Source organism: Rhizobium acaciae (genome assembly GCF_025941625.1).
Classification (GTDB): Bacteria; Pseudomonadota; Alphaproteobacteria; order Rhizobiales; family Rhizobiaceae; genus Rhizobium; species Rhizobium acaciae.
Genome location: NZ_JAPCZO010000012.1, coordinates 72,750 through 90,586 on the forward strand (window position 1 = coordinate 72,750; position 17,837 = coordinate 90,586).

The window sequence follows — 17,837 nt, forward strand, 5'->3', positions numbered from 1 at the left end:
GTTACTTCTTGTTGACGCGCGGCGCGGGCGCCGGACGATGTTTCGGGCTCTCGGCCAGCCGCTCGTAGCGGACGCCGGTGAACCAAAGGATCTTGGCTTCGCGGGGCTCTTTGTCCGGGCGACGCGGCGCCCGCGGGCGCCGATCCGCCAATGCGACTACTATTGCCATTCTCGTCTCCATGCACTGCCCGAGACGGATGAAGTTGCGATGGATTTCACCCTGCCCGCCAATGTGCGGGCCGGCGCGTCCTGCAGTACCGGGATGACCGGACCGAGGGCATTCGCGCCTTTCCCACGGCACCTGATTGAAATACCGTGATGCGGAGTTTCAACGATCCAAATACTCAAATCGCGTCGTTCCTATCCGAATTGAGACAGATGACAGTTAACAGTTTACTAATATTCGGCCGATGCCAAACGCAGTTCACGTTACTTCCCCTTTAACGCTCGAAGAGTTGATTTGGTTTCACCCCGCCTGCGCAAATGGCCGGCTGGAGATCAACGGATAAAATTAGAAACAATTCATATAGTTGGCAACGGCGCTGGAATCGATCGGCCGAGAAAAGGGCGATGTTGCAAAAATACATCATGAAAATATTTAATTGCGAGGCGCTCAGATGCGCGTATGTTCGCTCATGTCGATCACACGTTTCCGGGCTCCGATCGATCGGGGATTTTCCACGTTCTTGCCGGAATGCGGAGGGCAAGCGATGTCTTTGCTGGTGAATTCATCTTTCTCGCCTGAAGATCTCGACGTGCTGCGCGGTGCGCTTGATGCCTGGTGCACAGAGCGGCGCATCGACATCAAAAGCGTCGACGCGCAATTCGCGGCATCCGCAGCACTCGACCTTTATCAGGCCGGTTACGACAGCCGCGAAAAACTGCTGCACGCACTGCGCGATCACAGGGCCGCCTGAGTTTTTCCACCATCACGGCAGCGATGCGCAATCGTCGCAGCACGCCTTCCAAACCACGCATTTTATATTGCCGGCTAACCATGTCGCAACACGTTTCGCGTGTATATTTCTGTTGCATTTTAATAAAATCTTCAGCATGCATTAACCGTACCGATGTAGGATTTGTTCATAACCGTATGGCCTGACATGCGTTCCGCCAGCGCATATCGGCCTTGGTCCCCTTATTCTGCGTTTTCGGGGTGTTTTTGTGCGTGACCGGTTTCGAGACCTAGAAAGCCCCTTGGCCGTCAGGAAAAAGGACGTGGTGTTAATGGCGACTGTCAGCAGTTTCGAGAACCTGTCTCATCCGACACGGTCCGAACTGCGCCAATTCGCCGAACTTTTCATGCCGCTGTTCCAGGCCTCCTCCGACGAGGCCAAGCGCCAGGCGGTCGCCGCGCTGTCCCAATGCGAGAACATGCCGGCCGCCGTGGCGCTGTTCATCGGCAACCAGCCGATCGAGATCGCAGCCCCTTTTCTTGCCGCCTCAAAGGCAATCGCCGACGATACGCTGATCACCATCGCGCGCATGCAGGGTGCAACGCATGTCAAGGCGATCGTCAGCCGCGATTCACTCTCGCCGAAGGTCATCGATGCTTTGGTAGCGCTGCGCCAGAGCCAGCCGCGGTCGGCGGCCTCATCGGCGCCGGTCATGGAATCGCCGGCGGTGCCGCTTTCGCCGGCGCCTACCGAGACCAACGAGGCAGATGCGCTGGAGGAACAGCGGGTTGCCAATGAAGAAGCGCTGCGCGAGCGTATCCTCGGGCTTGCCGGCCATCTCGGCCGGGCCGACGAGGACAGGCTCGGTCTGCGCACGCTCACCGACATTCAGGAGGCGCTGCTGGTGCGCTTTGCCCGCTCGCGCGAGGCGACGCATTTCGCAACCGCCCTTGCCGATGCACTTTCCGCCAGCCGCTGGCTTGCCGAGCGCATCATGCTCGATCTTTCCGGCCAGCAGCTCGCCACGACGCTGACGAGCCTCGGCATGGGTTTTCTCGACGCCGTCTTCGTACTCGAAAGGCTCTATCCTCACCTTGCCGAACAGCAGCACAACGTCACGCGCGGCTGGATGGTGCTCGATGCTCTCGACCCGGAAGAATGCCACGAACGCGTCGAAGCCTGGCGGCGCGCCGATCGCTACACCTATAAGCCGGAAGCGACCGATACGCCCGCGCCGGCGCCAACGCCCGACTATCGCTTCATCCGTCAGGCGCCGCCGCAGCGCGACATGCGCGTCATGGGGCGGCGGTCTCGCTGAACCGCGGTTGATGACCTTGCCACCTACAGAGGTTCAAAATGACGCTGAGCTGACGAGCGCCTTGGGTCAGCCGCCCTTCGCAAGCGGGATCATGTCCCCCAGTTCATCCGCCTCCAGCTCGACGATCCAGAGATCGGGATCGAATTTGCGTTCGCGCTCCAGCATCGCGCGCACCGCTTCCGGTTCGCTGCGCAACAGGCGGATCTCGAACAGGCGGTCGCCGGCCTGGCCTTCGTCGAAAGCGGTCTGCGGCGCCGGCGCATAGAGCGTTTCCAGGCCGTTGCGGAAGTGCTGACGGATGAAGATCGCACCCGCTTCCTCCGCACCCTTCTTCTCGACGGCGGCGAAATCGCCGCTGGCGAAGACGCGGCGCAGGAGGGCGGAAACGAAGATGTCGGCGCGTAATCTCATCGATGCGGTATAGACCGGCGCGCCGGTGGCGGCAATGCGGGGCCAGAGTTTGACCTCAGGGGTCAGACCTTGACCGCCAGCCGCAATCCGCCCCAATGCCGTCCGCGGACGGTGATCGGAGCGGAGATATCCTTCATCATCACGAAATTGCCGCCCCCCATGTCGCGCCGATAGGTCTGAACGAGGAAGGGCGCGGTGCTGCGGCCGGCGGCAAGGCCGACGCGATCGGCAAAGATGCGGCGATTGCGGCAATTGGCGGTGTTCCAGACGGTGTCGCCAGGCCGCTGGGCTTGCGAGAATTTCCGGTTGTGGGTCGGCAGATAGCCGTTCTCGTCGATCGCCGCGCAGAAGGCAATGCGCTCGTCCAAGGCTGTGACGGGTTCCTGGATCGGCGGCAGCAAGCGGTCGGCGAGTTCGGTGAAGACTGCCATCACCTGTGCCGGATCGGTGCCCGGTATCGGCCGATACCGTCGGTCGAAGAGAGCATCGAGCCCGATCTGCCCTTCAGCGACGGCGCGCTCGAAGGCGCCGGAAATCTGTCTTGCCACCGACTGCGCTTCCTCGATCCAACGGCTGTCGGCGGTCTTGACGCCGGCGCTCGCCGTCAGCTGGATCAGGGTTTCCGAGAGGCCGACGACGCTGTCGACGCGTTTTGCCGCCTGCTGCAGCCTGATGTTCGAGCCGGCGACCTCGGCCGACATCTCGCCGAGTTTCTCGACGAAGCCGGCGCATTGCTGGTCGACCGCCTCGGTGGTGTTGGCCATGACAGTCGAACTGTCGAGGATGCGGGTGATGACATGTTCCATGTTTTCGAAGGCGCCGCGCATAGCTTCCGACTTGTCACGCACGCCGGCGGCGCTGTCGCGCGCATCGCTGCCGACGGCCGACAGCCGGTCGATCTTCATGCGCAGTTCGTCCAGCGTCTGCTGGATGGAGCCGGTCGCCTTCGAGGTCTGCAGCGAAAGCGCCCGGACCTCGGCGGCGACGACCGCAAAACCCTTGCCCGCATCGCCGGCGCGTGCCGCCTCGATCGCGGCGTTCAGCGCCAGCAGGTTGGTCTGGCGGGCGATGGTGCTGATCTCCTCGGCGATATTGTCGACATCGGCAAGCGACTTGGAGAAGCCGGCGATCTCAGCGCCAATCTCGTTGGAGGACTGAACCATGTGGCCGATCTCGGCGACGGAGCCCGTCAGGCGGTCGGCCGATTCCTTCAGCATGTGACGGGCCTCGGCCGCCGTTCGGTCGGTCTCGCGCAGCGACACGGCGACCGAGCGGTTGGTCTCGGCGATCGAAAGCGCGGTGCGGGTGACATGATCGAAGGCGGATGCATGCCGGGCCGACATTCCCGCCATGTCCTGGATGGCGCCGGCGATATCGACGAGATCGATGCCAAGGGTGGAGGCTTCGTCGGCAAGACGCAGCAGGATGTGGCGCAGCGCCTCGGGATCGGGGCCTCCCGCTTCGACCGCCGGTTCTCCGGCCAGATCGTCTATCGCCTTCAGCGCATGCATGACCGACGCTCCCCCGCCCCAATCAGAAAAGCTTCAGGCAACATGGTTAATAAGTTGCAAACAGCCGCAGCACCTTAGACTTAGGTTGTAGGGAAATCGAACTCCGTAACTGTGGGGCGGCCGTGTGGCGCCCGATCAGCTGGCGATGAAGCCCGTCAGCCGCTCGCTCAGCTGCCAGAGGCGTTCGGCAAATTCCGGATCGGTTGCCCAAGGACGGACACCCAGCATCTCGGTCGAATCGCCGGGGACGGCGGCGGCGATATCGCAGTTCTCGCAATAGACGCCGCCGAGACCCTCGAGCTTCTCGCTGACGGCGCACCAGATGGCGGTCGAAGCCCCCTGCTCTATCGTCTTCTTGTTGTTTTCCGGATCGATAACCGGCTTGCCGTCCTCGTCGACATAGCCGCTCGCCTTGAGGAAGTCGCTCGACTGATGGCGGACCAGATTGGTGGTGACGATACCGCCGGGATGCAGCGAGAAGGCTCTGACACCGTGCTTCGCACCCAAAGCGTCCAGTGAGATTGCAAAGAGAGCATTTGCCGTCTTCGACTGGCCGTAGGCGAGATAAGGCGCGTATTCGCGGTTCTCGAAATTCGGATCGTCGAAATCGACGCCGGAGAAGACGTGGCCGCGCGAGGAGACGGCGACGACGCGTGCACCCTCGGCTTTCACCAGCGCCGGCCAAAGGCGGGCAGTGAGCTGGAAATGGCCGAGATGATTGGTGGAGAACTGCGATTCGTAACCGCGGGCATCACGCGTCAGCGGATTTGCCATGACGGCAGCATTGTTGATGAGAAGATGCAGGGGCTCGCCGCTGTCGAGGAAGCGATCGGCGAAGTCGTCGATCGAGCCGGGGTCCATCAGGTCGAGCATCTCCAGCGCAAGGCCAGGAATGCTTTCCACGGCCGCCTTGGCTTTCCCGAGATTGCGGGCGGGGACGACAACCCTGGCGCCGGCTTCGGCGAGCACACGAGCCGTCTCGAGGCCAAGACCGGAATAACCGCCGGTGAGGATCGCGACCTTGCCTGAAAGATCGTGCCCGGCAATGACGTCGGCGGCGGTTGAGGCCGCACCGAAGCCAGAACCGATGGGAGCTTGTGGGGTGGACATGGCGTGCCCTCCGTTGTTGCGTGATGGCCTTATGTACGCCTGGGAAACGGGATTCTGAATGCTTGCAAATCCGAATTTCCTGCTTCATCGTTCAAAAATGATCAGTGACCCACTCTCCGAAATGCTCAACCTGCTCGATGCGCGCTGCCTTGTGTCGGGTGGGCTGATCGCCGGCGGCGCCTGGGCGCTGCGTTTCCCCCAGCCGAACCGAATCAAGATCAGCGCGGTCGCCAAAGGGCGCTGCTGGCTTGGTCTCGACAATGGCAGTGAACCCATTCTGCTCGAGGCAGGCGACGTTGCGCTTCTGAACGGCCGGCATTCGTTCGTCCTGGCGAGCGACCTTGCCGTTACGCCCACTGACGCGGTCGGCGCCTTCAAGGAGAAGGTCGACGGCATGGCACGCCACGGCGTTGGCGAGGAATTCCATTATCTCGGCGGCCACATCGCGCTCGGACCGCAGGGCATGGAGCTGCTGTCCGACGTACTGCCGCCGATCATTCATGTGCGCGCCGCCCTTGCCGAAGCCGGCGTGCTGCGATGGCTACTCGACCAACTGGTCCGGGAGATGGCGGCAAAGCGGCCAGGCGCCCTGCTCGCCTCGACCCAGCTTGCGCAGTTGATGTTCGTGCAGGTGCTGAGGGCGCACATCATGAGCTCGGGGCCATTGACGGTCGGGTGGCTTCGCGCCTTCGGCGACGATCGCATTGCGCCGGCGCTGCGGCTGATGCATGTCGATCCCGGCCGGTCCTGGCAGCTTGGCGAACTGGCAAAGGCGGCCGGCATGTCGCGCACGAGCTTTGCCCTGCGATTCAAGACCGTGGCGGGGGTGGCGCCGCTCACCTATCTGATCGGCTGGCGCATGCGCCTTGCCGAACGCGAGCTGCGGGAGGGCAGCATGTCGGTTTCGGCGCTGGCGCTTTCGCTCGGCTACACATCCGAAAGCGCCTTCAGCAACGCCTTCAAACGGATGACGGGTATGGCGCCCAAACGCTATCGCGTGGCGATGGCCCGCGAGGCCGGGCCGATCGAAGAGGTAGTGGATGTCGAGGGGCAGGCGATGACGACGCATTACAGGCTGAAGGCGGCATCCTGATGGTTGGAGCATTTCCGTTTTTCTCCAAGCCGCGGAAATGCCCTACCTTTTTGTTTGCGCAATTCCGGACGCAAAAGCGCTACGCACTTTGCTGGAATAGCTCTATATCGCGCCGATTTCCTTGAGTTTCTTCAGCACCGCCTGGTTCGGCTCGCCGTCTTCGGGCAGGTTGTAGTGCTTCTGAAAATGGCGGATGGCCGCGCGGGTCTGCTCGCCGGCGACGCCGTCGACGCCGACATTGGCATAGGCCATGTTGGAAAGACCCTTCTGGATCTTCAACACCAGGTCGACATTGGTGATTTGGCTTGATGGAACCTGCTTTGCCGCCGATGGAACCGTTTTGACGGTCTTCTCGGCGCTGCGGATCGCCGCTGCCACCGGGTCTTCCGCCGCCGCCTTCGAGCTCACGTCCTCGGGCGGCTTTTCGGCGGGTACGGTCGAGGGGCCGGCGGCATCGGTCTTCAGCGCCACGAGCACCTCCGGCGTCGGATCGCCGGTCTGAGTCATGCCGACGGTTTCCTCGAAGAAGAGAATGGCCGCACTGGTGCGAGGGCCGATGATGCCGTCCGGAATGCCATTATAGAGACCGCGGCGCACCAATTGCTGCTGGATGTCCATGACGAGCTGGCTCGGCTGCTGGCCGGGCGCGGCAGGCGCCGGTGTCGCGTTGGTAGTGGCGGTATCCTGCGGCCGTTCGATCCGGAAGGTGGTGACGTCACCCTGTTGCTCCTCGGTCGGACGGCGGGCGCCGATCACGGTCGGAGACTGCGGATCGCGGGTGCGGAAGATCGGATGTGGATGCAGGCCCGGCTGATACCAGAGCGCATTGGCGGCGACGAAGGAGAAGATGACGGCGAAGGTGATCGCGCCGCCGGCGACCGACGGATTGCGGCCGATGACGCCGCCGAGCACGGATGCGCCCTGCAGGCCGAGCCCGCCGAGGGCGGCAGCGCCCTGCAGGCCGAGACCGCCGAGGGCGGCAGCGCCTGACATCAGAAGGCCCGGCTGCTGCCGTCCTCTTTTTCCCTTAGGCGATTTTCGCTTGCGCGCGGCCATCGAAACGCCCCTCTTCCAATCCTGCACCACTATTGACCGCGCCCTTCAGCCGCGGCGGAAACTCGACAGTCGCGCCATGACCGGCGTCTTCGGCGTGCTGTGCACCCGAGCCGTCCGTCGCAATCTCGATGGTGATAATCGTGCCTTCGCCCGGCTGGCTGGCGATGGCGAAATAGCCGCCATGCAGCGCCACCAGCCCCTTGACCAGGGAGAGACCGAGGCCGGAGCCTTCGAACCGGCGGGTGTAATCGTTCTGGATCTGGACGAAGGGCTGGCCGAGCAATGCCAGCTTGTCGGCCGGGATGCCGATGCCGGTGTCGCTGACCGTCAGCTTGAGGATGCCGTCGCGCGCTGCCGCATCGACCGAGACGACGCCGCCGGCCTCGGTGAACTTGATGGCATTGCCGACGAGATTGATGAGGATCTGCTGGATGGCGCGCTGATCGGCGACGACCTCGCCGAGGCCGCGCTGGATACGGCTGGTCAGGGTGAGGCCCTTGGTCTTGGCCTGCAATGCCAGCATCGATTCGCAGGATTTGACGGAGCTCGATATGTCGAAGGCTTCGAGGATCAGCTCGTAGCGGCCTGCTTCGATCTTGCTCATGTCGAGCATGGTGTTGACGACGGACAGCAGATGCGCGCCGGATTCGCGGACCAGGCCGACATATTCGCGCTGACGGTCGTTTTCGAACTTGCCGAAATATTCACCGATCAGGATATCGGAAAAACCGAGAATGGCGTTCAGCGGCGTGCGCAGCTCATGGCTGACGGCGGCGAGGAAGCGTGATTTGGCGTCATTTGCGGATTCGGCATCGGCCGCGCGGTTCTGGGCTTCGTCACGCAGCTGCTGCTCGACCGAGACATCGCGCAGCTGGGCAATGATGGCGGCAAGTTCGCCGTCCCCATCGCGCCGGGCCGTCATGTCCATTCTGAGATGGGCGAACTGACGCTGATCGCGCGAGACCGAGGGCCGGTCGAGGCGCAGGTCGACGCTCTGAGCATCCTCGCCCCGGCGCAGGCCATCGAGCGCCTGCAGGAAAAGGATGCGGTCGGAGACATGCACCTGCTCGAGGAAGCCCCTGCCCTTGGGATCGCGCATCCAGGCGAGGAAATCGCGCCGGTCGCGACCGCCGACGGTCGCCACACTGCCTTGCGGGTCGAGGAAGAAGACGAGGCCCGGGGTGGCGGCAAGGAAGAAATCCTCGGCCGACTGCGTGGCGATACCGGCGGACGAACCCTGACGGGCGAGCGCGATGCTGCCGACGGCGGAAAAGAGAAAGGCGGCGCAGACCATGGCGACACCTGCCGGCAGCGCCACGGCCGGACTGGTGACCGCCGAGAGGCCGATAGGAGCGGCAACGAGAGCGGCCGACGAGAGCAGCACGAGGCGGCGCAGGATCGCAAGCTCGCGTTGGCGCACGGCTTCACCGCCGCCCGTCCGGGAGAGCCAGCTTGTCGCTGCCCGGTCTACCAGGGCCGTCATCCAGCCGCCAATGTTACTCAATACACGCACGCAATACCCGCCCGAAAGGCTGTCTATCGATCCGGACAATAGGCCTTGGCGACTTAAAGAAAGGATAAGGCAAAAGCGCTGTTCACAGGCTGAAACGGCCGAAATTCTCGTTTTGAAGCATCTGGAAGGCTCTTTGCCTTTTGTGGTTAATAGGGGGTAAGCGACGGATTTTCCTCATATTTCAGCATTGCGTTAACTCCTGTGGCAAGGCGAGCCGGCAAAAGTCCTGCAATTGCAAGCAGGTGCTGCCCTGATGCTTAACAGCGATCGCTCGCATTCGACTAAAATGCGGCTCAAATGCCGTTCGCTAAAATTTGAACTAAATTTGCCGCAAATGCGCGTGAGTTTCGAAAAGCGGCATTCGCAACTTGGCGGTAGGGTGAAAACACACCGGACAACCGGCCTGATTCGGCGACAAGAACCGGACGGGGAAAACAGGATGGGCAACGACAATGTGGTTTCTGATCAAAGGATCCTTCTGGTTTGGCCTCGTGCTCGTGCTTCTTTCCGTCTTCAGCACGGAGAGTTCCGACAAGCTCGCCAACGGCCCGCAATTGCAACTTTCCGACGCGTTCACGGCGGCAAGCGGCGCCTATGACTATTTGACCGGCATGTGCTCGGAGAAGCCCGAAGTCTGCGCCAAGGGCACCGAGACCCTCACCGCACTCGGCTATAGGGCCCGCGAAGGCGCCCGCGTTGCCTATGAACTTCTCGACAGCCAGTTCAAGGACGAGGCGCCGGCGACCGCAAAGCTTGCCGAACCGCAGATGCCGGTGGCGCTCAACATGCCTTCCCTCACCACGCCTGCCATCCAGGAAAGGGTGCGCGAGGCAAAAGCCGCGCTCAACCAGCCGATGCCTTACCGTCCGCCGGTCGAGGACGATGCCTCCTCTGAGACGGTGGTAACAGGCGCGATCCCGCTGCCGACGCCGAAGCCGGCGACCTGACCCTTAACCAGCTTGCATCGGTGGTCCGCATGACGCGGAGATGCCCCATGCCTGACGTGCCTGCCCTGTTTAATTCAGCATGTTGCTGCGCCGTGAGGATGCCCATCCCTCACGGCGTTTCTTTTTAGCGGTTCAAATCTGCCGGTCTTTCACCTATATGCAGTCTTAGAGCATTTCCTGACGCATTCTGGACGCAAAACCGCTGCGCACTTTTGCTGGAACTGCTTTAATAGTGAAAGGCTTCTCCATGGCATCCCTCGACCAGATCATCGATGACTTTGCTTTCCTGGACGATTGGGAAGACCGCTACCGCTATGTCATCGAACTCGGCAAGGCGCTGCCGGACCTGGCCGAGGAGAAGCGCACCTCGGAGAATAAGGTGATGGGCTGCGCCAGCCAGGTGTGGCTGGTGAGCCATACGACAGGCGATCCCGACAATCCCGTCATGAGCTTCGAGGGTGATTCCGACGCCCATATCGTGCGCGGCCTCGTCGCCATCGTGCTTGCCACCTATTCCGGCAAGATGGCATCGGAGATCGCCGGGCTCGATGCTTTCGAGATATTCTCGAAGATCGGCCTGGTGGAAAACCTGTCATCGCAGCGTTCGAACGGACTGCGGTCGATGGTGAACAGGATCCGCGAAGAGGCAAGAGTCCGCACTGCGGCTTGACCGTGGCTGGCCTGCTTTGAGAGCCACAGGACGGGCGAGCGGGTCGGTGCCAGCTCTGCAATCGAGTATATTAACACTTGCTGATAGTATAGGAATACATTCTAAACCTGTCGGCAAAGCATAAGACGGGATCGCTTACGCTGTCGTGGCGTCCGGCCGAAACGGGCCGGCCGGTCGACCATCCGACTCCGTTTGAGCCAACAGAATGCTTCAATCCAACCCGGAAAGGCTCTAAATACCGGAAACAGTATTTCTTCGTCTTGAAAAGGCACACAAAAAAGCCGGGCACAAGACCCGGCTTTTGTCGTCGGTGCTTTCGAAAAAGCTCAGCCGCGGCCGCGCTTGCGGCGCTGCCCGAGGCCCATTTCCTTTGCCAGGCGCGAACGCGCTTCGGCATAAGCGGGCGCTACCATCGGGTAATCGGTCGGCAGGTCCCACTTCTCGCGGTATTCTTCCGGCGAGAGGCTGTGATGCGTCATCAGGTGACGCTTGAGGGACTTGAAGTTGCCACCGCATTCCAAACACGTGATCTGCTCGTCCTGTACGGACTTGCGGACAGAAACTGCAGGCTTCTGCTTTTCGACGATCGCCGCAGCAGGCTGCGGTACGGACGTGTTGCTCAGTGCCGAATGCACGTCGGAAATCAGATTGGCCAGGTCGCTGACCGGTACAACATGGTTGCTGACATAGGCCGCGACGATGTCGGCTGTCAGTTCCACAAGCAGCTCCGGCGCACTGCCGGTCGCTATATCCGTCATATTCTTTCTCCTGTTAGCATGCTCAAACGGTCTTTGACTGACACGCCAAAGACCCGCCTCGTAGAAGCGAACAGCAAAAGCACAGGAAGCGACCTTCTGTTTCGAAAAACGCGAAATCCACCCCTAGATTCCGAAGAGCGTGACCTGTTCTTATACTGCCTGACTGGAAACCACTACGTCATGCCCCAGGCGATGGCCTCAGTTTAGACATTAAAAATCAAAACTGAGGGACTTGGAAGCAGTACGATTGCAATTCACAATCAGAACTCTACTTGCATTTTCAAATACCATCGTTTGGTCGAAAGGCCAATTATTATTTGTCGTTTTTCTTGAGAAAAAATGACAGATGAAGAATTGAGGGTCTCTTCGGCAAGCTTTACTCACAGCTTCCTGTGCATAAGTTTTGCATAAATCTGGTAAAGTCGCCGAACAGCACAGGCTCAACGATCCCTGATATCGTCACGGACCGAGAGTGCACCGAGATCGTATCCCGAACGATGGGCAGCTCTGGCAAGCAGGTGGGCAGACACCGGCGCCGTCAGCAGGAAGAAGACGAAACCGGCAAGGGCGCGGGCGAGAATCGCCGGGTCCTCTGAATAGAGGCCGGCGGCAAGGAGCAACAGGCCAGAGCCGACAGTTCCCGCCTTCGAGGCCGAATGCATGCGCGTATAGAGATCGGGCAGCCGGACCAGGCCGATCGCCGCCGCAAGCGCAAAAAGCGCACCGACGATCAAAAGCAGGGCGGCGACGGCAGCCACGATATAATCGATCATCGCTTCTTTTCCCCTGCCCGGCGCTTTTGCGTGTTGCCATTTGCCGCAGCGGCGGGCGGCTTCGATTTGATGTTGCCGCGCGACAGCACGAATCGGGCGAAAGCGACAGTCGCCAGGAAGCCGACGAGGCCGAGCGAAATGGCGATATCGATATAGAGCGAAAACCTGGTCTTGACCGCGATGACGGCAATGAAACCGATGGCGATGCCGGTCAGCATGTCGAGGGCGAGGATCCGGTCCGGCAATGTCGGGCCGGCGACGACGCGCCACACAGTCAGAATCAGCGCCAGGCCGAGGATGACGAGTGCGGCCGAGGATGCGACCGCGACGATGGCGGCAGGTGTGATCACCGGAAGGCCTCCATGATCTTGCGTTCGAAACCGTTGGCGATATCACGCTTGGTCGTCTCGGGATCGGAACAATCGAGCGCGTGCACATAGAGCGTGCGGCGATCTGTGGAGACGTCGACCGAAAGCGTGCCGGGTGTCAGCGTGATGAGGTTTGCGAGCAAAGTGATTTCGAAATCGCTCGTCACCGTCAGCGGGAAGGCGAAGATGCCGGGCTTCAGCTTCATATCGGGCGAGAGGACGGTGACCGTGACCTTCCAGGCCGACAGCGACAATTCCTTCAGGAACAGAGCGACGAGCGAGAGCACCGGGAGGACGCGGGGAATATGTCCCTTGCCGCCGAAGGATTCGCGGATGATGGCCAGCGCCAGGGCCCCGAGCAGCAAGCCGAGGACGAGATTGTGCAGCGAGGCGCTGCCGGTAACAGCGACCCAGGCAATGGCAAGCAACAGGTTGAAGAGGAAGAAGATCACGGCGCACGCCCTTCCGGGAAGACCGAATGAAGATAGGCCTGGGGATCGGCCAGGCCGGCCGCGGCCGATTGCGACAGCGCCAGCAGCTGTTCCGGCAGGATGCCAAAGCCGACGACCAGCGCTGCCAGCGTGGCAAGCGGCAGGCCCGTGCGCCACCTGGCACCGGGCGGCCTCAGGGCTAGCGGCGTCAGGGTCATCGGCGCCGGGCGCCAATAGGCGAGCAGGAAGAGACGGCCGAAGGCGATCGTCGTCAGAAAACCGCCGAGGAGGATCGAGGCCGCCAGCCACCAGGCGCCGAGATCGAGCGAGGCCTTGACGAGAATGACTTTCGGCCAGAAGCCGGAAAAGGGCGGCAGGCCGCAGGCGGCAAGGAAGAGCACGAGGGAGAGCGCGGTGAAGCCGCCGCTTTGCCTGTAGAGCCCGCCGAGGGCCGACAGCGAAAAGCCGCCGCCGCGCCGGGCGATCTCGCCGGCGGCAAGATAAAGCGCCGTCATCAGCACCATCGAATGGAGCGCATAGAAGACCGCGCCGCTGATGCCGCCAAGGCCGCCGAGCGCGACGCCCGCCAGCATGTTGCCGATGCCCGATATGACGACATAGCCGAACAGCCGGCGGATATCGTTTTCGGCAAGCGCGCCGAGAGCGCCAACGAGAATGGTCGCCGCGGCGGCAAGTGCGATCACAAGGCTCAATTCCTGGCGCTCCATCGGCAACAGCATGACCATCACCCGGATCAGCGCGTAGATACCGACCTTGGTCAGCAGGCCGGCAAACAGCGCGGAGACCACGATACGCGGCGTATGGTAGGAGGCAGGCAGCCAGAAATTGACCGGGAAGGCGGCCGCCTTCATGCCGAAGGCGAGCAGGAAGAGGCTTGCCAGCGTCATCAGCGGCGCCGTGCCGCGCAAATCCCCAGCTTTTGCAGCGATATCGGCCATATTGAGCGTGCCGAAGGCGGCATAGAGAATGCCGACGCCGACCAGGAACAGGGTCGTGGCGATCAGATTGAGCACCGCATATTTCAGCGCGCCGTCGATCTGCTCACGTTCGGAACCGAGGATGATCAGCCCGAACGAGGAGATCAGCAGCACCTCGAACCAGACATAGAGATTGAAGATATCGCCGGTGAGAAAGGCGCCGGTGACGCCGGCCATCAGCAGCATCAGCAGTGGGAAGAAACCATATCGCCGGCCGCTTTCGCCGATATCGGCCAGCGCATAGATGCCGCCGGCGAGCGCGGCAAGGGCTGCGGTGAAGGCCATCAGCGCACCGAAGAGATCGACGGTGAAGGCGATGCCGAAGGGCGGCAGCCAGCGGCCCATGACCATGGTCAGCGGCCCGTCGGCCGCGACCTTGGCGAGCAGCGCCGCATCGATCAGCGCCAGCGCCGCAAGGCCCGGAATGGCAAGCCAGGCCTGCAGACGGGGATAGGCACGCAGCATCAGCAGCACGGCACCGAGCGTGATGCAATGGGCGACCGGCAGGATGACAAGCCAGTGACCGATCGGCACCGGGGCGGTGATCAGGGCGGCAGAGAGATCGACGGTGGCGGTGGGGGCGGCCATCAGATGGTGCCTGCGCTATCGCGAGAGAGGGCTTGCCTTGGGGTGAGCATCCGCACAATCATCCGCCTCAATACCCCAATGGCGGCAGCGGCCGGTCGTCGGGCTCGGCGGCGCGCATGTCGCTGGTGTCGTCGGTACCGAGGTCCTGATAGGCGCGGTAGGTGAGCACCAGCAGGAAGGCGAGGAAGGAAAAGGAGATGACGATGGCCGTCAGGATGAGGGCCTGCGGCAGCGGGTTGGCCGTGCCCGCGGGCAAGCTGTCGAGACCCTCCGGGATGATCGGCGGCACCTCGCGCGTCAGCCGGCCGCCGGTAAAGAGCAGCAGGTTGACGGCGTTGCCGAGGATGGCAATGCCGAGCATGATCCGGATCGAGAATTTCGACAGCATCAGATAGATGGCGGCGGCAAAGAACAGGCCGACGAGGATCGCGAGAAGCGGCTCCGTCATTCCACCTCCTTTTCCTCGAGCGCCAGTGCGATCGAGGTGATGGCGCCGAGCACGACGAGATAGACGCCGACATCGAAGAGCATGACGCTGGACAGCGGCACCTCGGCGCCGAAAAGCGTCGGATAGATCCAGAGGCCGGTCATAAAGGGAACGGCAAACAGGATGGAGAGAAGACCGGCCACGGTCGACAGAAACAAGCCGAAGCCGGCAATCGACAGCGGATGGAAAAACAGCGCCCGGCGAACGGCGCCAACGCCGCGGGCAATGCCGTAGATCGCCAGTCCCGAGGCAGCGATCAGCCCGCCGATGAAGCCGCCGCCCGGCTCGTTATGGCCGCGCAGCAGCACGAAGACGGAAAAAAGCAGCATCAGCGCGGTGAGAAACGGGGCGGCGGTGCGGAAGATGAGGGTGTTCACGCGCTCAACCCTCCGCCGCGGGATCGTTGGTGGCAAGCTTGCGCTCGCTGCCGGCGCGGATGCGGATCAGCGCCAGGATGGCAAGGCCGGTGACCGCGACGACGGCGATTTCGCCAAGCGTGTCGGTGCCGCGGAAATCGACGATGATGACATTGACGACATTGGCGCCGTGGGCGATCGATTTGGAATAGGTGTTGAAGAAAGCCGTCAGCGCGTCGTTGAACGGTGCCTCGGTTGCCCGCATCAGCAGAAGCGTGAAGCCCAGGCCGCAGGCAAGCGCCAGCGCGCCGTCGAAGAGCTTGCGGCCGAGCGGCCGCTGATCGTCGGGCGAGAGACGAAGCCTGGTCATGACCAGGGCGAGAATCACCACCGAAAGGGTTTCGACCATGAACTGGGTGAAGGACAGATCCGGCGCGCCGAACAGCAGGAAGATGATGGCGACGGCGAAACCCTGGATGCCGAGCGAAACGATTGCCGTCAGCCGGTCGCGGGCGATGAGCACGGCGGCCAGGCCGAAGGCGGCGATCAGGAAGACCGCCCATTCATGCAGCCTGACATCGGTCGGCCAGGCCGGCAGACGCGGCAGCTCGCCATAGACGACGAGCGGGACGATGAGGATCGCGGCAACGCAGAGGAAGGTGCAGGTGACGTAGATCTCCAGCCGCCCCGGCTGGAGCACACGCATGACCCGGCCGGAAAAGCGGACAAGGCCCGATATAGCGACATCAAAGCCATGGTCCGGCCCGGGGCCCGCCGCCCGCAGGAAGACGGCTGTCAGGAAACGGGCGCGCGCGAGCTGCCAGTAGACGCCGACGCCGAGCAGCACGGTCAGGGCGGAGAGCGCCAAGGGCAGGCCGATATGCGGCGTCAGCGAAATGTCGATTTCGACGGGTGTCTGGCGAATGGCGGATGCGATCGGCGAGGACAGGACGGCATGGGTGAAGGTCGAGAAGATCGCGGCGAGCAGGCCAAGGACGGCGAGAACGGCCGGGCCGAGCCAAAGCAGGATGGGCGCTTCGTGCGGCGGTTTCGGCGTCTCCACCGGTTGGCCGAGGAAGGGTTTCAGCGCCACGGCGAAGGCGACGGCAAACATCAGCGCATTGCCGATGACGGTTATGGCGGTGAAAGTGAGTGCGCGGACATCGCCACTGGCGAGCGCGGTATAGATTTCCTCCTTGGCGAGGAAGCCGAAGAAGGGCGGCAGGCCGGCCATCGAGAAGGCCGCCGCAAGCGCGATCATCCAGGTGAGCGGCATCGCCCGCATCAGGCCACTGAGCCTGGTGATATCGCGCGTGCCGGTCTCATGATCGATGATGCCGGCGACCATGAAGAGCGCGCCCTTGAAGAGGGAATGCGCCACCAGATAGAGTGCTGCCGCCTCCACTGCATGGTCAGAGCCGAAGCCGATCAGCATGACGAGCAGGCCGAGCGAGGAGACGGTGGTATAGGCGAGCTTGAGCTTCAGGTCGGTCTGGCGGATGGCAAGCGCGGTGCCGACCACCAGCGTCAGCCCGCCGAAGAAGGGCAGTAGGATTTCCCAGGCAGGGGTCGCCCCCATGACGGGGTTGAGCCGCATCAGCAGATAGACGCCTGCCTTCACCATGGTGGCCGAATGCAGATAGGCGGAAACCGGCGTCGGCGCCTCCATGGCGTTCGGCAGCCAGAAATGGAAGGGAAATTGCGCCGACTTGGTGAAGGCGCCGCCCAGGACCAGGATGAGGGCAGCCAGATAGAACGGGCTTTCGCGCACGATATCGCCCGCGCCGATGAGCTGTGACATCTCCGTGACGCCTGAAATGTTCCAGAGCAGCAGCAGGCCGGCCAACAGGCAGAGCCCTCCCCCGCCGGTCACAACAAGCGCCTGCAGGGCGGCGCGGCGAGCTGCCTCACGCTCGTGATCGAAGCCGATCAGCAGGAAGGAGGTGATCGACGTCAGTTCCCAGAAGACGAAGAGCATCAGGAAACTGTCGGAAACGACGACGCCGAGCATCGCGCCCATGAAGAGGAAGATGAAGGAGAAGAAGCGGCCCTGATCCTTGTGTCCTTTGAGATAGCCGCCGGCATAAAGCACGATCAAGGTGCCGATGCCGGTGATCAGCAGCGCGAAAGCCAGAGACAGGCCATCGAGGAACCAGGAGAAAGAGAGATGATAGCTCGGCACCCAGGAATAGCCGCCGGTGACGACCTCGCCGCGCGCGATCTTGGGAATGAAACGCAGGAAATGCAGGAAGGCGAGGAAGGGAGCGATCGCCAGGAGCCAGGCACCGTTTGCGCCGAAGATGCGGATGACGAAGGGAGCAGCAAGAGCGCCGGCAAGCGGCAGACACAGGGCCAGAAATGTCAGAGCCGTGACATCGGCCATGTCTTCTCCTCTACTGGATAACGCCTTAAACCGGAATCGATTCAAGGAATGAAATTATGCAGCAATTCAAAGCGGTACAGCATCCCTTGCGCCTGAAAAGACGCGCGACACCGCAAGGGCAACAGACGAAAAGCCGGCGAAAACCGGCCTGTCTTCTGACTTAGGCGAAA

At 62.3% G+C, this 17,837-nt stretch carries 19 protein-coding genes; 5 read left to right on the top strand and 14 right to left on the bottom strand.

The features are described from left to right. Position 1: 1 nt before the first annotated feature. The gene (locus tag OLZ32_RS19660) at positions 2 to 169 is read right to left on the bottom strand and encodes a hypothetical protein (RefSeq protein WP_003546657.1); all 168 of its coding nucleotides are present in this window, start codon (positions 167 to 169) and stop codon (positions 2 to 4) included. A 541-nt stretch (positions 170 to 710) separates the two neighbouring features. On the opposite strand from OLZ32_RS19660, the gene OLZ32_RS19665 reads away from it, so the two are divergent. Together OLZ32_RS19665 and OLZ32_RS19670 are read left to right on the top strand one after the other, a co-directional pair. Further along, complete coding sequence (locus tag OLZ32_RS19665) at positions 711 to 917, top strand: hypothetical protein (protein WP_003546655.1); 207 nt, start codon at positions 711 to 713, stop codon at positions 915 to 917. A gap of 247 nt (positions 918 to 1,164) precedes the next feature. Then, a complete protein-coding gene (locus tag OLZ32_RS19670; protein WP_264397441.1) occupies positions 1,165 to 2,214 on the top strand; it encodes a DUF2336 domain-containing protein in 1,050 nt (349 codons plus the stop codon). Positions 2,215 to 2,280: 66 nt separating this feature from the next. Here the strand turns inward: OLZ32_RS19670 and OLZ32_RS19675 are convergent, their stop codons facing one another. From OLZ32_RS19675 to OLZ32_RS19685, 3 genes are all read right to left on the bottom strand, one after another. Beyond that, positions 2,281 to 2,625 (bottom strand): DUF1491 family protein, encoded by a 345-nt coding sequence (locus OLZ32_RS19675; RefSeq protein WP_264397459.1) that lies wholly within the window; start codon positions 2,623 to 2,625, stop codon positions 2,281 to 2,283. A 62-nt stretch (positions 2,626 to 2,687) separates the two neighbouring features. Further along, entirely contained in the window at positions 2,688 to 4,136 is a 1,449-nt protein-coding gene (locus OLZ32_RS19680) for a methyl-accepting chemotaxis protein (protein WP_264422173.1), read from the bottom strand. A 135-nt stretch (positions 4,137 to 4,271) separates the two neighbouring features. After that, on the bottom strand, positions 4,272 to 5,246 hold the full coding sequence (locus tag OLZ32_RS19685; RefSeq protein WP_264422175.1) for an oxidoreductase: 975 nt from the start codon (positions 5,244 to 5,246) through the stop codon (positions 4,272 to 4,274). A 58-nt stretch (positions 5,247 to 5,304) separates the two neighbouring features. Between OLZ32_RS19685 and OLZ32_RS19690 the strand changes: the two genes are divergently transcribed. Further along, positions 5,305 to 6,339 carry an AraC family transcriptional regulator gene (locus tag OLZ32_RS19690; RefSeq protein WP_264397438.1) on the top strand — a complete coding sequence of 345 codons (1,035 nt, stop codon included), beginning with the start codon at positions 5,305 to 5,307 and terminating at the stop codon, positions 6,337 to 6,339. 102 nt (positions 6,340 to 6,441) lie between these two features. On the opposite strand, the gene OLZ32_RS19695 is transcribed toward OLZ32_RS19690, so the two are convergent. Both OLZ32_RS19695 and OLZ32_RS19700 read right to left on the bottom strand, forming a co-directional pair. Continuing rightward, complete coding sequence (locus OLZ32_RS19695) at positions 6,442 to 7,395, bottom strand: peptidoglycan-binding domain-containing protein (RefSeq protein WP_264422177.1); 954 nt, start codon at positions 7,393 to 7,395, stop codon at positions 6,442 to 6,444. Continuing rightward, the gene (locus OLZ32_RS19700) at positions 7,367 to 8,947 is read right to left on the bottom strand and encodes a sensor histidine kinase (RefSeq protein WP_264397436.1); all 1,581 of its coding nucleotides are present in this window, start codon (positions 8,945 to 8,947) and stop codon (positions 7,367 to 7,369) included. The genes OLZ32_RS19695 and OLZ32_RS19700 overlap by 29 nt, the downstream gene beginning before the upstream one ends. Positions 8,948 to 9,360: 413 nt before the next feature. Here OLZ32_RS19700 and OLZ32_RS19705 point away from each other — a divergent pair, with 413 nt between their 5' ends. Together OLZ32_RS19705 and OLZ32_RS19710 are read left to right on the top strand one after the other, a co-directional pair. Beyond that, positions 9,361 to 9,855, top strand: coding sequence for a DUF5330 domain-containing protein (locus OLZ32_RS19705; protein ID WP_003546640.1), 495 nt, complete (start codon positions 9,361 to 9,363; stop codon positions 9,853 to 9,855). 247 nt (positions 9,856 to 10,102) lie between these two features. Continuing rightward, positions 10,103 to 10,525, top strand: coding sequence for a SufE family protein (locus OLZ32_RS19710; protein WP_264397435.1), 423 nt, complete (start codon positions 10,103 to 10,105; stop codon positions 10,523 to 10,525). A 326-nt stretch (positions 10,526 to 10,851) separates the two neighbouring features. On the opposite strand, the gene OLZ32_RS19715 is transcribed toward OLZ32_RS19710, so the two are convergent. From OLZ32_RS19715 to OLZ32_RS19750, 8 genes are all read right to left on the bottom strand, one after another. Further along, the gene (locus tag OLZ32_RS19715) at positions 10,852 to 11,283 is read right to left on the bottom strand and encodes a MucR family transcriptional regulator (protein WP_003546634.1); all 432 of its coding nucleotides are present in this window, start codon (positions 11,281 to 11,283) and stop codon (positions 10,852 to 10,854) included. 440 nt (positions 11,284 to 11,723) lie between these two features. Then, complete coding sequence (mnhG, locus tag OLZ32_RS19720) at positions 11,724 to 12,056, bottom strand: monovalent cation/H(+) antiporter subunit G (protein WP_264397434.1); 333 nt, start codon at positions 12,054 to 12,056, stop codon at positions 11,724 to 11,726. Then, positions 12,053 to 12,406 carry a cation:proton antiporter gene (locus OLZ32_RS19725; protein WP_264397433.1) on the bottom strand — a complete coding sequence of 118 codons (354 nt, stop codon included), beginning with the start codon at positions 12,404 to 12,406 and terminating at the stop codon, positions 12,053 to 12,055. Before OLZ32_RS19725 ends, mnhG begins: the two co-directional genes overlap by 4 nt. Next, complete coding sequence (locus OLZ32_RS19730; protein ID WP_003546627.1) at positions 12,403 to 12,876, bottom strand: Na+/H+ antiporter subunit E; 474 nt, start codon at positions 12,874 to 12,876, stop codon at positions 12,403 to 12,405. The genes OLZ32_RS19725 and OLZ32_RS19730 overlap by 4 nt, the downstream gene beginning before the upstream one ends. Then, entirely contained in the window at positions 12,873 to 14,441 is a 1,569-nt protein-coding gene (locus tag OLZ32_RS19735) for a Na+/H+ antiporter subunit D (protein ID WP_264397432.1), read from the bottom strand. The genes OLZ32_RS19730 and OLZ32_RS19735 overlap by 4 nt, the downstream gene beginning before the upstream one ends. Positions 14,442 to 14,508: 67 nt before the next feature. After that, positions 14,509 to 14,889, bottom strand: a complete 381-nt coding sequence (locus OLZ32_RS19740) for a Na+/H+ antiporter subunit C (protein ID WP_264397431.1) — start codon at positions 14,887 to 14,889, stop codon at positions 14,509 to 14,511. Continuing rightward, positions 14,886 to 15,305 (bottom strand): Na(+)/H(+) antiporter subunit B, encoded by a 420-nt coding sequence (locus OLZ32_RS19745; protein WP_003546620.1) that lies wholly within the window; start codon positions 15,303 to 15,305, stop codon positions 14,886 to 14,888. Before OLZ32_RS19745 ends, OLZ32_RS19740 begins: the two co-directional genes overlap by 4 nt. A gap of 4 nt (positions 15,306 to 15,309) precedes the next feature. Further along, positions 15,310 to 17,667, bottom strand: coding sequence for a putative monovalent cation/H+ antiporter subunit A (locus OLZ32_RS19750; protein WP_264422179.1), 2,358 nt, complete (start codon positions 17,665 to 17,667; stop codon positions 15,310 to 15,312). Positions 17,668 to 17,837 lie beyond the last annotated feature (170 nt).

Coding starts and splice junctions, on each gene's coding strand:
- OLZ32_RS19685 (WP_264422175.1), bottom strand. CDS start 5,246: ATGTCCACCCCACAAGCTCCCATCGGTTCTGGCTTCGGTGCGGCCTCA.
- OLZ32_RS19750 (WP_264422179.1), bottom strand. CDS start 17,667: ATGGCCGATGTCACGGCTCTGACATTTCTGGCCCTGTGTCTGCCGCTT.
- OLZ32_RS19680 (WP_264422173.1), bottom strand. CDS start 4,136: ATGCATGCGCTGAAGGCGATAGACGATCTGGCCGGAGAACCGGCGGTC.
- OLZ32_RS19735 (WP_264397432.1), bottom strand. CDS start 14,441: ATGGCCGCCCCCACCGCCACCGTCGATCTCTCTGCCGCCCTGATCACC.
- OLZ32_RS19660 (WP_003546657.1), bottom strand. CDS start 169: ATGGCAATAGTAGTCGCATTGGCGGATCGGCGCCCGCGGGCGCCGCGT.
- OLZ32_RS19675 (WP_264397459.1), bottom strand. CDS start 2,625: ATGAGATTACGCGCCGACATCTTCGTTTCCGCCCTCCTGCGCCGCGTC.
- OLZ32_RS19740 (WP_264397431.1), bottom strand. CDS start 14,889: ATGACGGAGCCGCTTCTCGCGATCCTCGTCGGCCTGTTCTTTGCCGCC.
- OLZ32_RS19690 (WP_264397438.1), top strand. CDS start 5,305: ATGCTTGCAAATCCGAATTTCCTGCTTCATCGTTCAAAAATGATCAGT.
- OLZ32_RS19695 (WP_264422177.1), bottom strand. CDS start 7,395: ATGGCCGCGCGCAAGCGAAAATCGCCTAAGGGAAAAAGAGGACGGCAG.
- OLZ32_RS19665 (WP_003546655.1), top strand. CDS start 711: ATGTCTTTGCTGGTGAATTCATCTTTCTCGCCTGAAGATCTCGACGTG.
- OLZ32_RS19705 (WP_003546640.1), top strand. CDS start 9,361: ATGTGGTTTCTGATCAAAGGATCCTTCTGGTTTGGCCTCGTGCTCGTG.
- OLZ32_RS19715 (WP_003546634.1), bottom strand. CDS start 11,283: ATGACGGATATAGCGACCGGCAGTGCGCCGGAGCTGCTTGTGGAACTG.
- mnhG (WP_264397434.1), bottom strand. CDS start 12,056: ATGATCGATTATATCGTGGCTGCCGTCGCCGCCCTGCTTTTGATCGTC.
- OLZ32_RS19710 (WP_264397435.1), top strand. CDS start 10,103: ATGGCATCCCTCGACCAGATCATCGATGACTTTGCTTTCCTGGACGAT.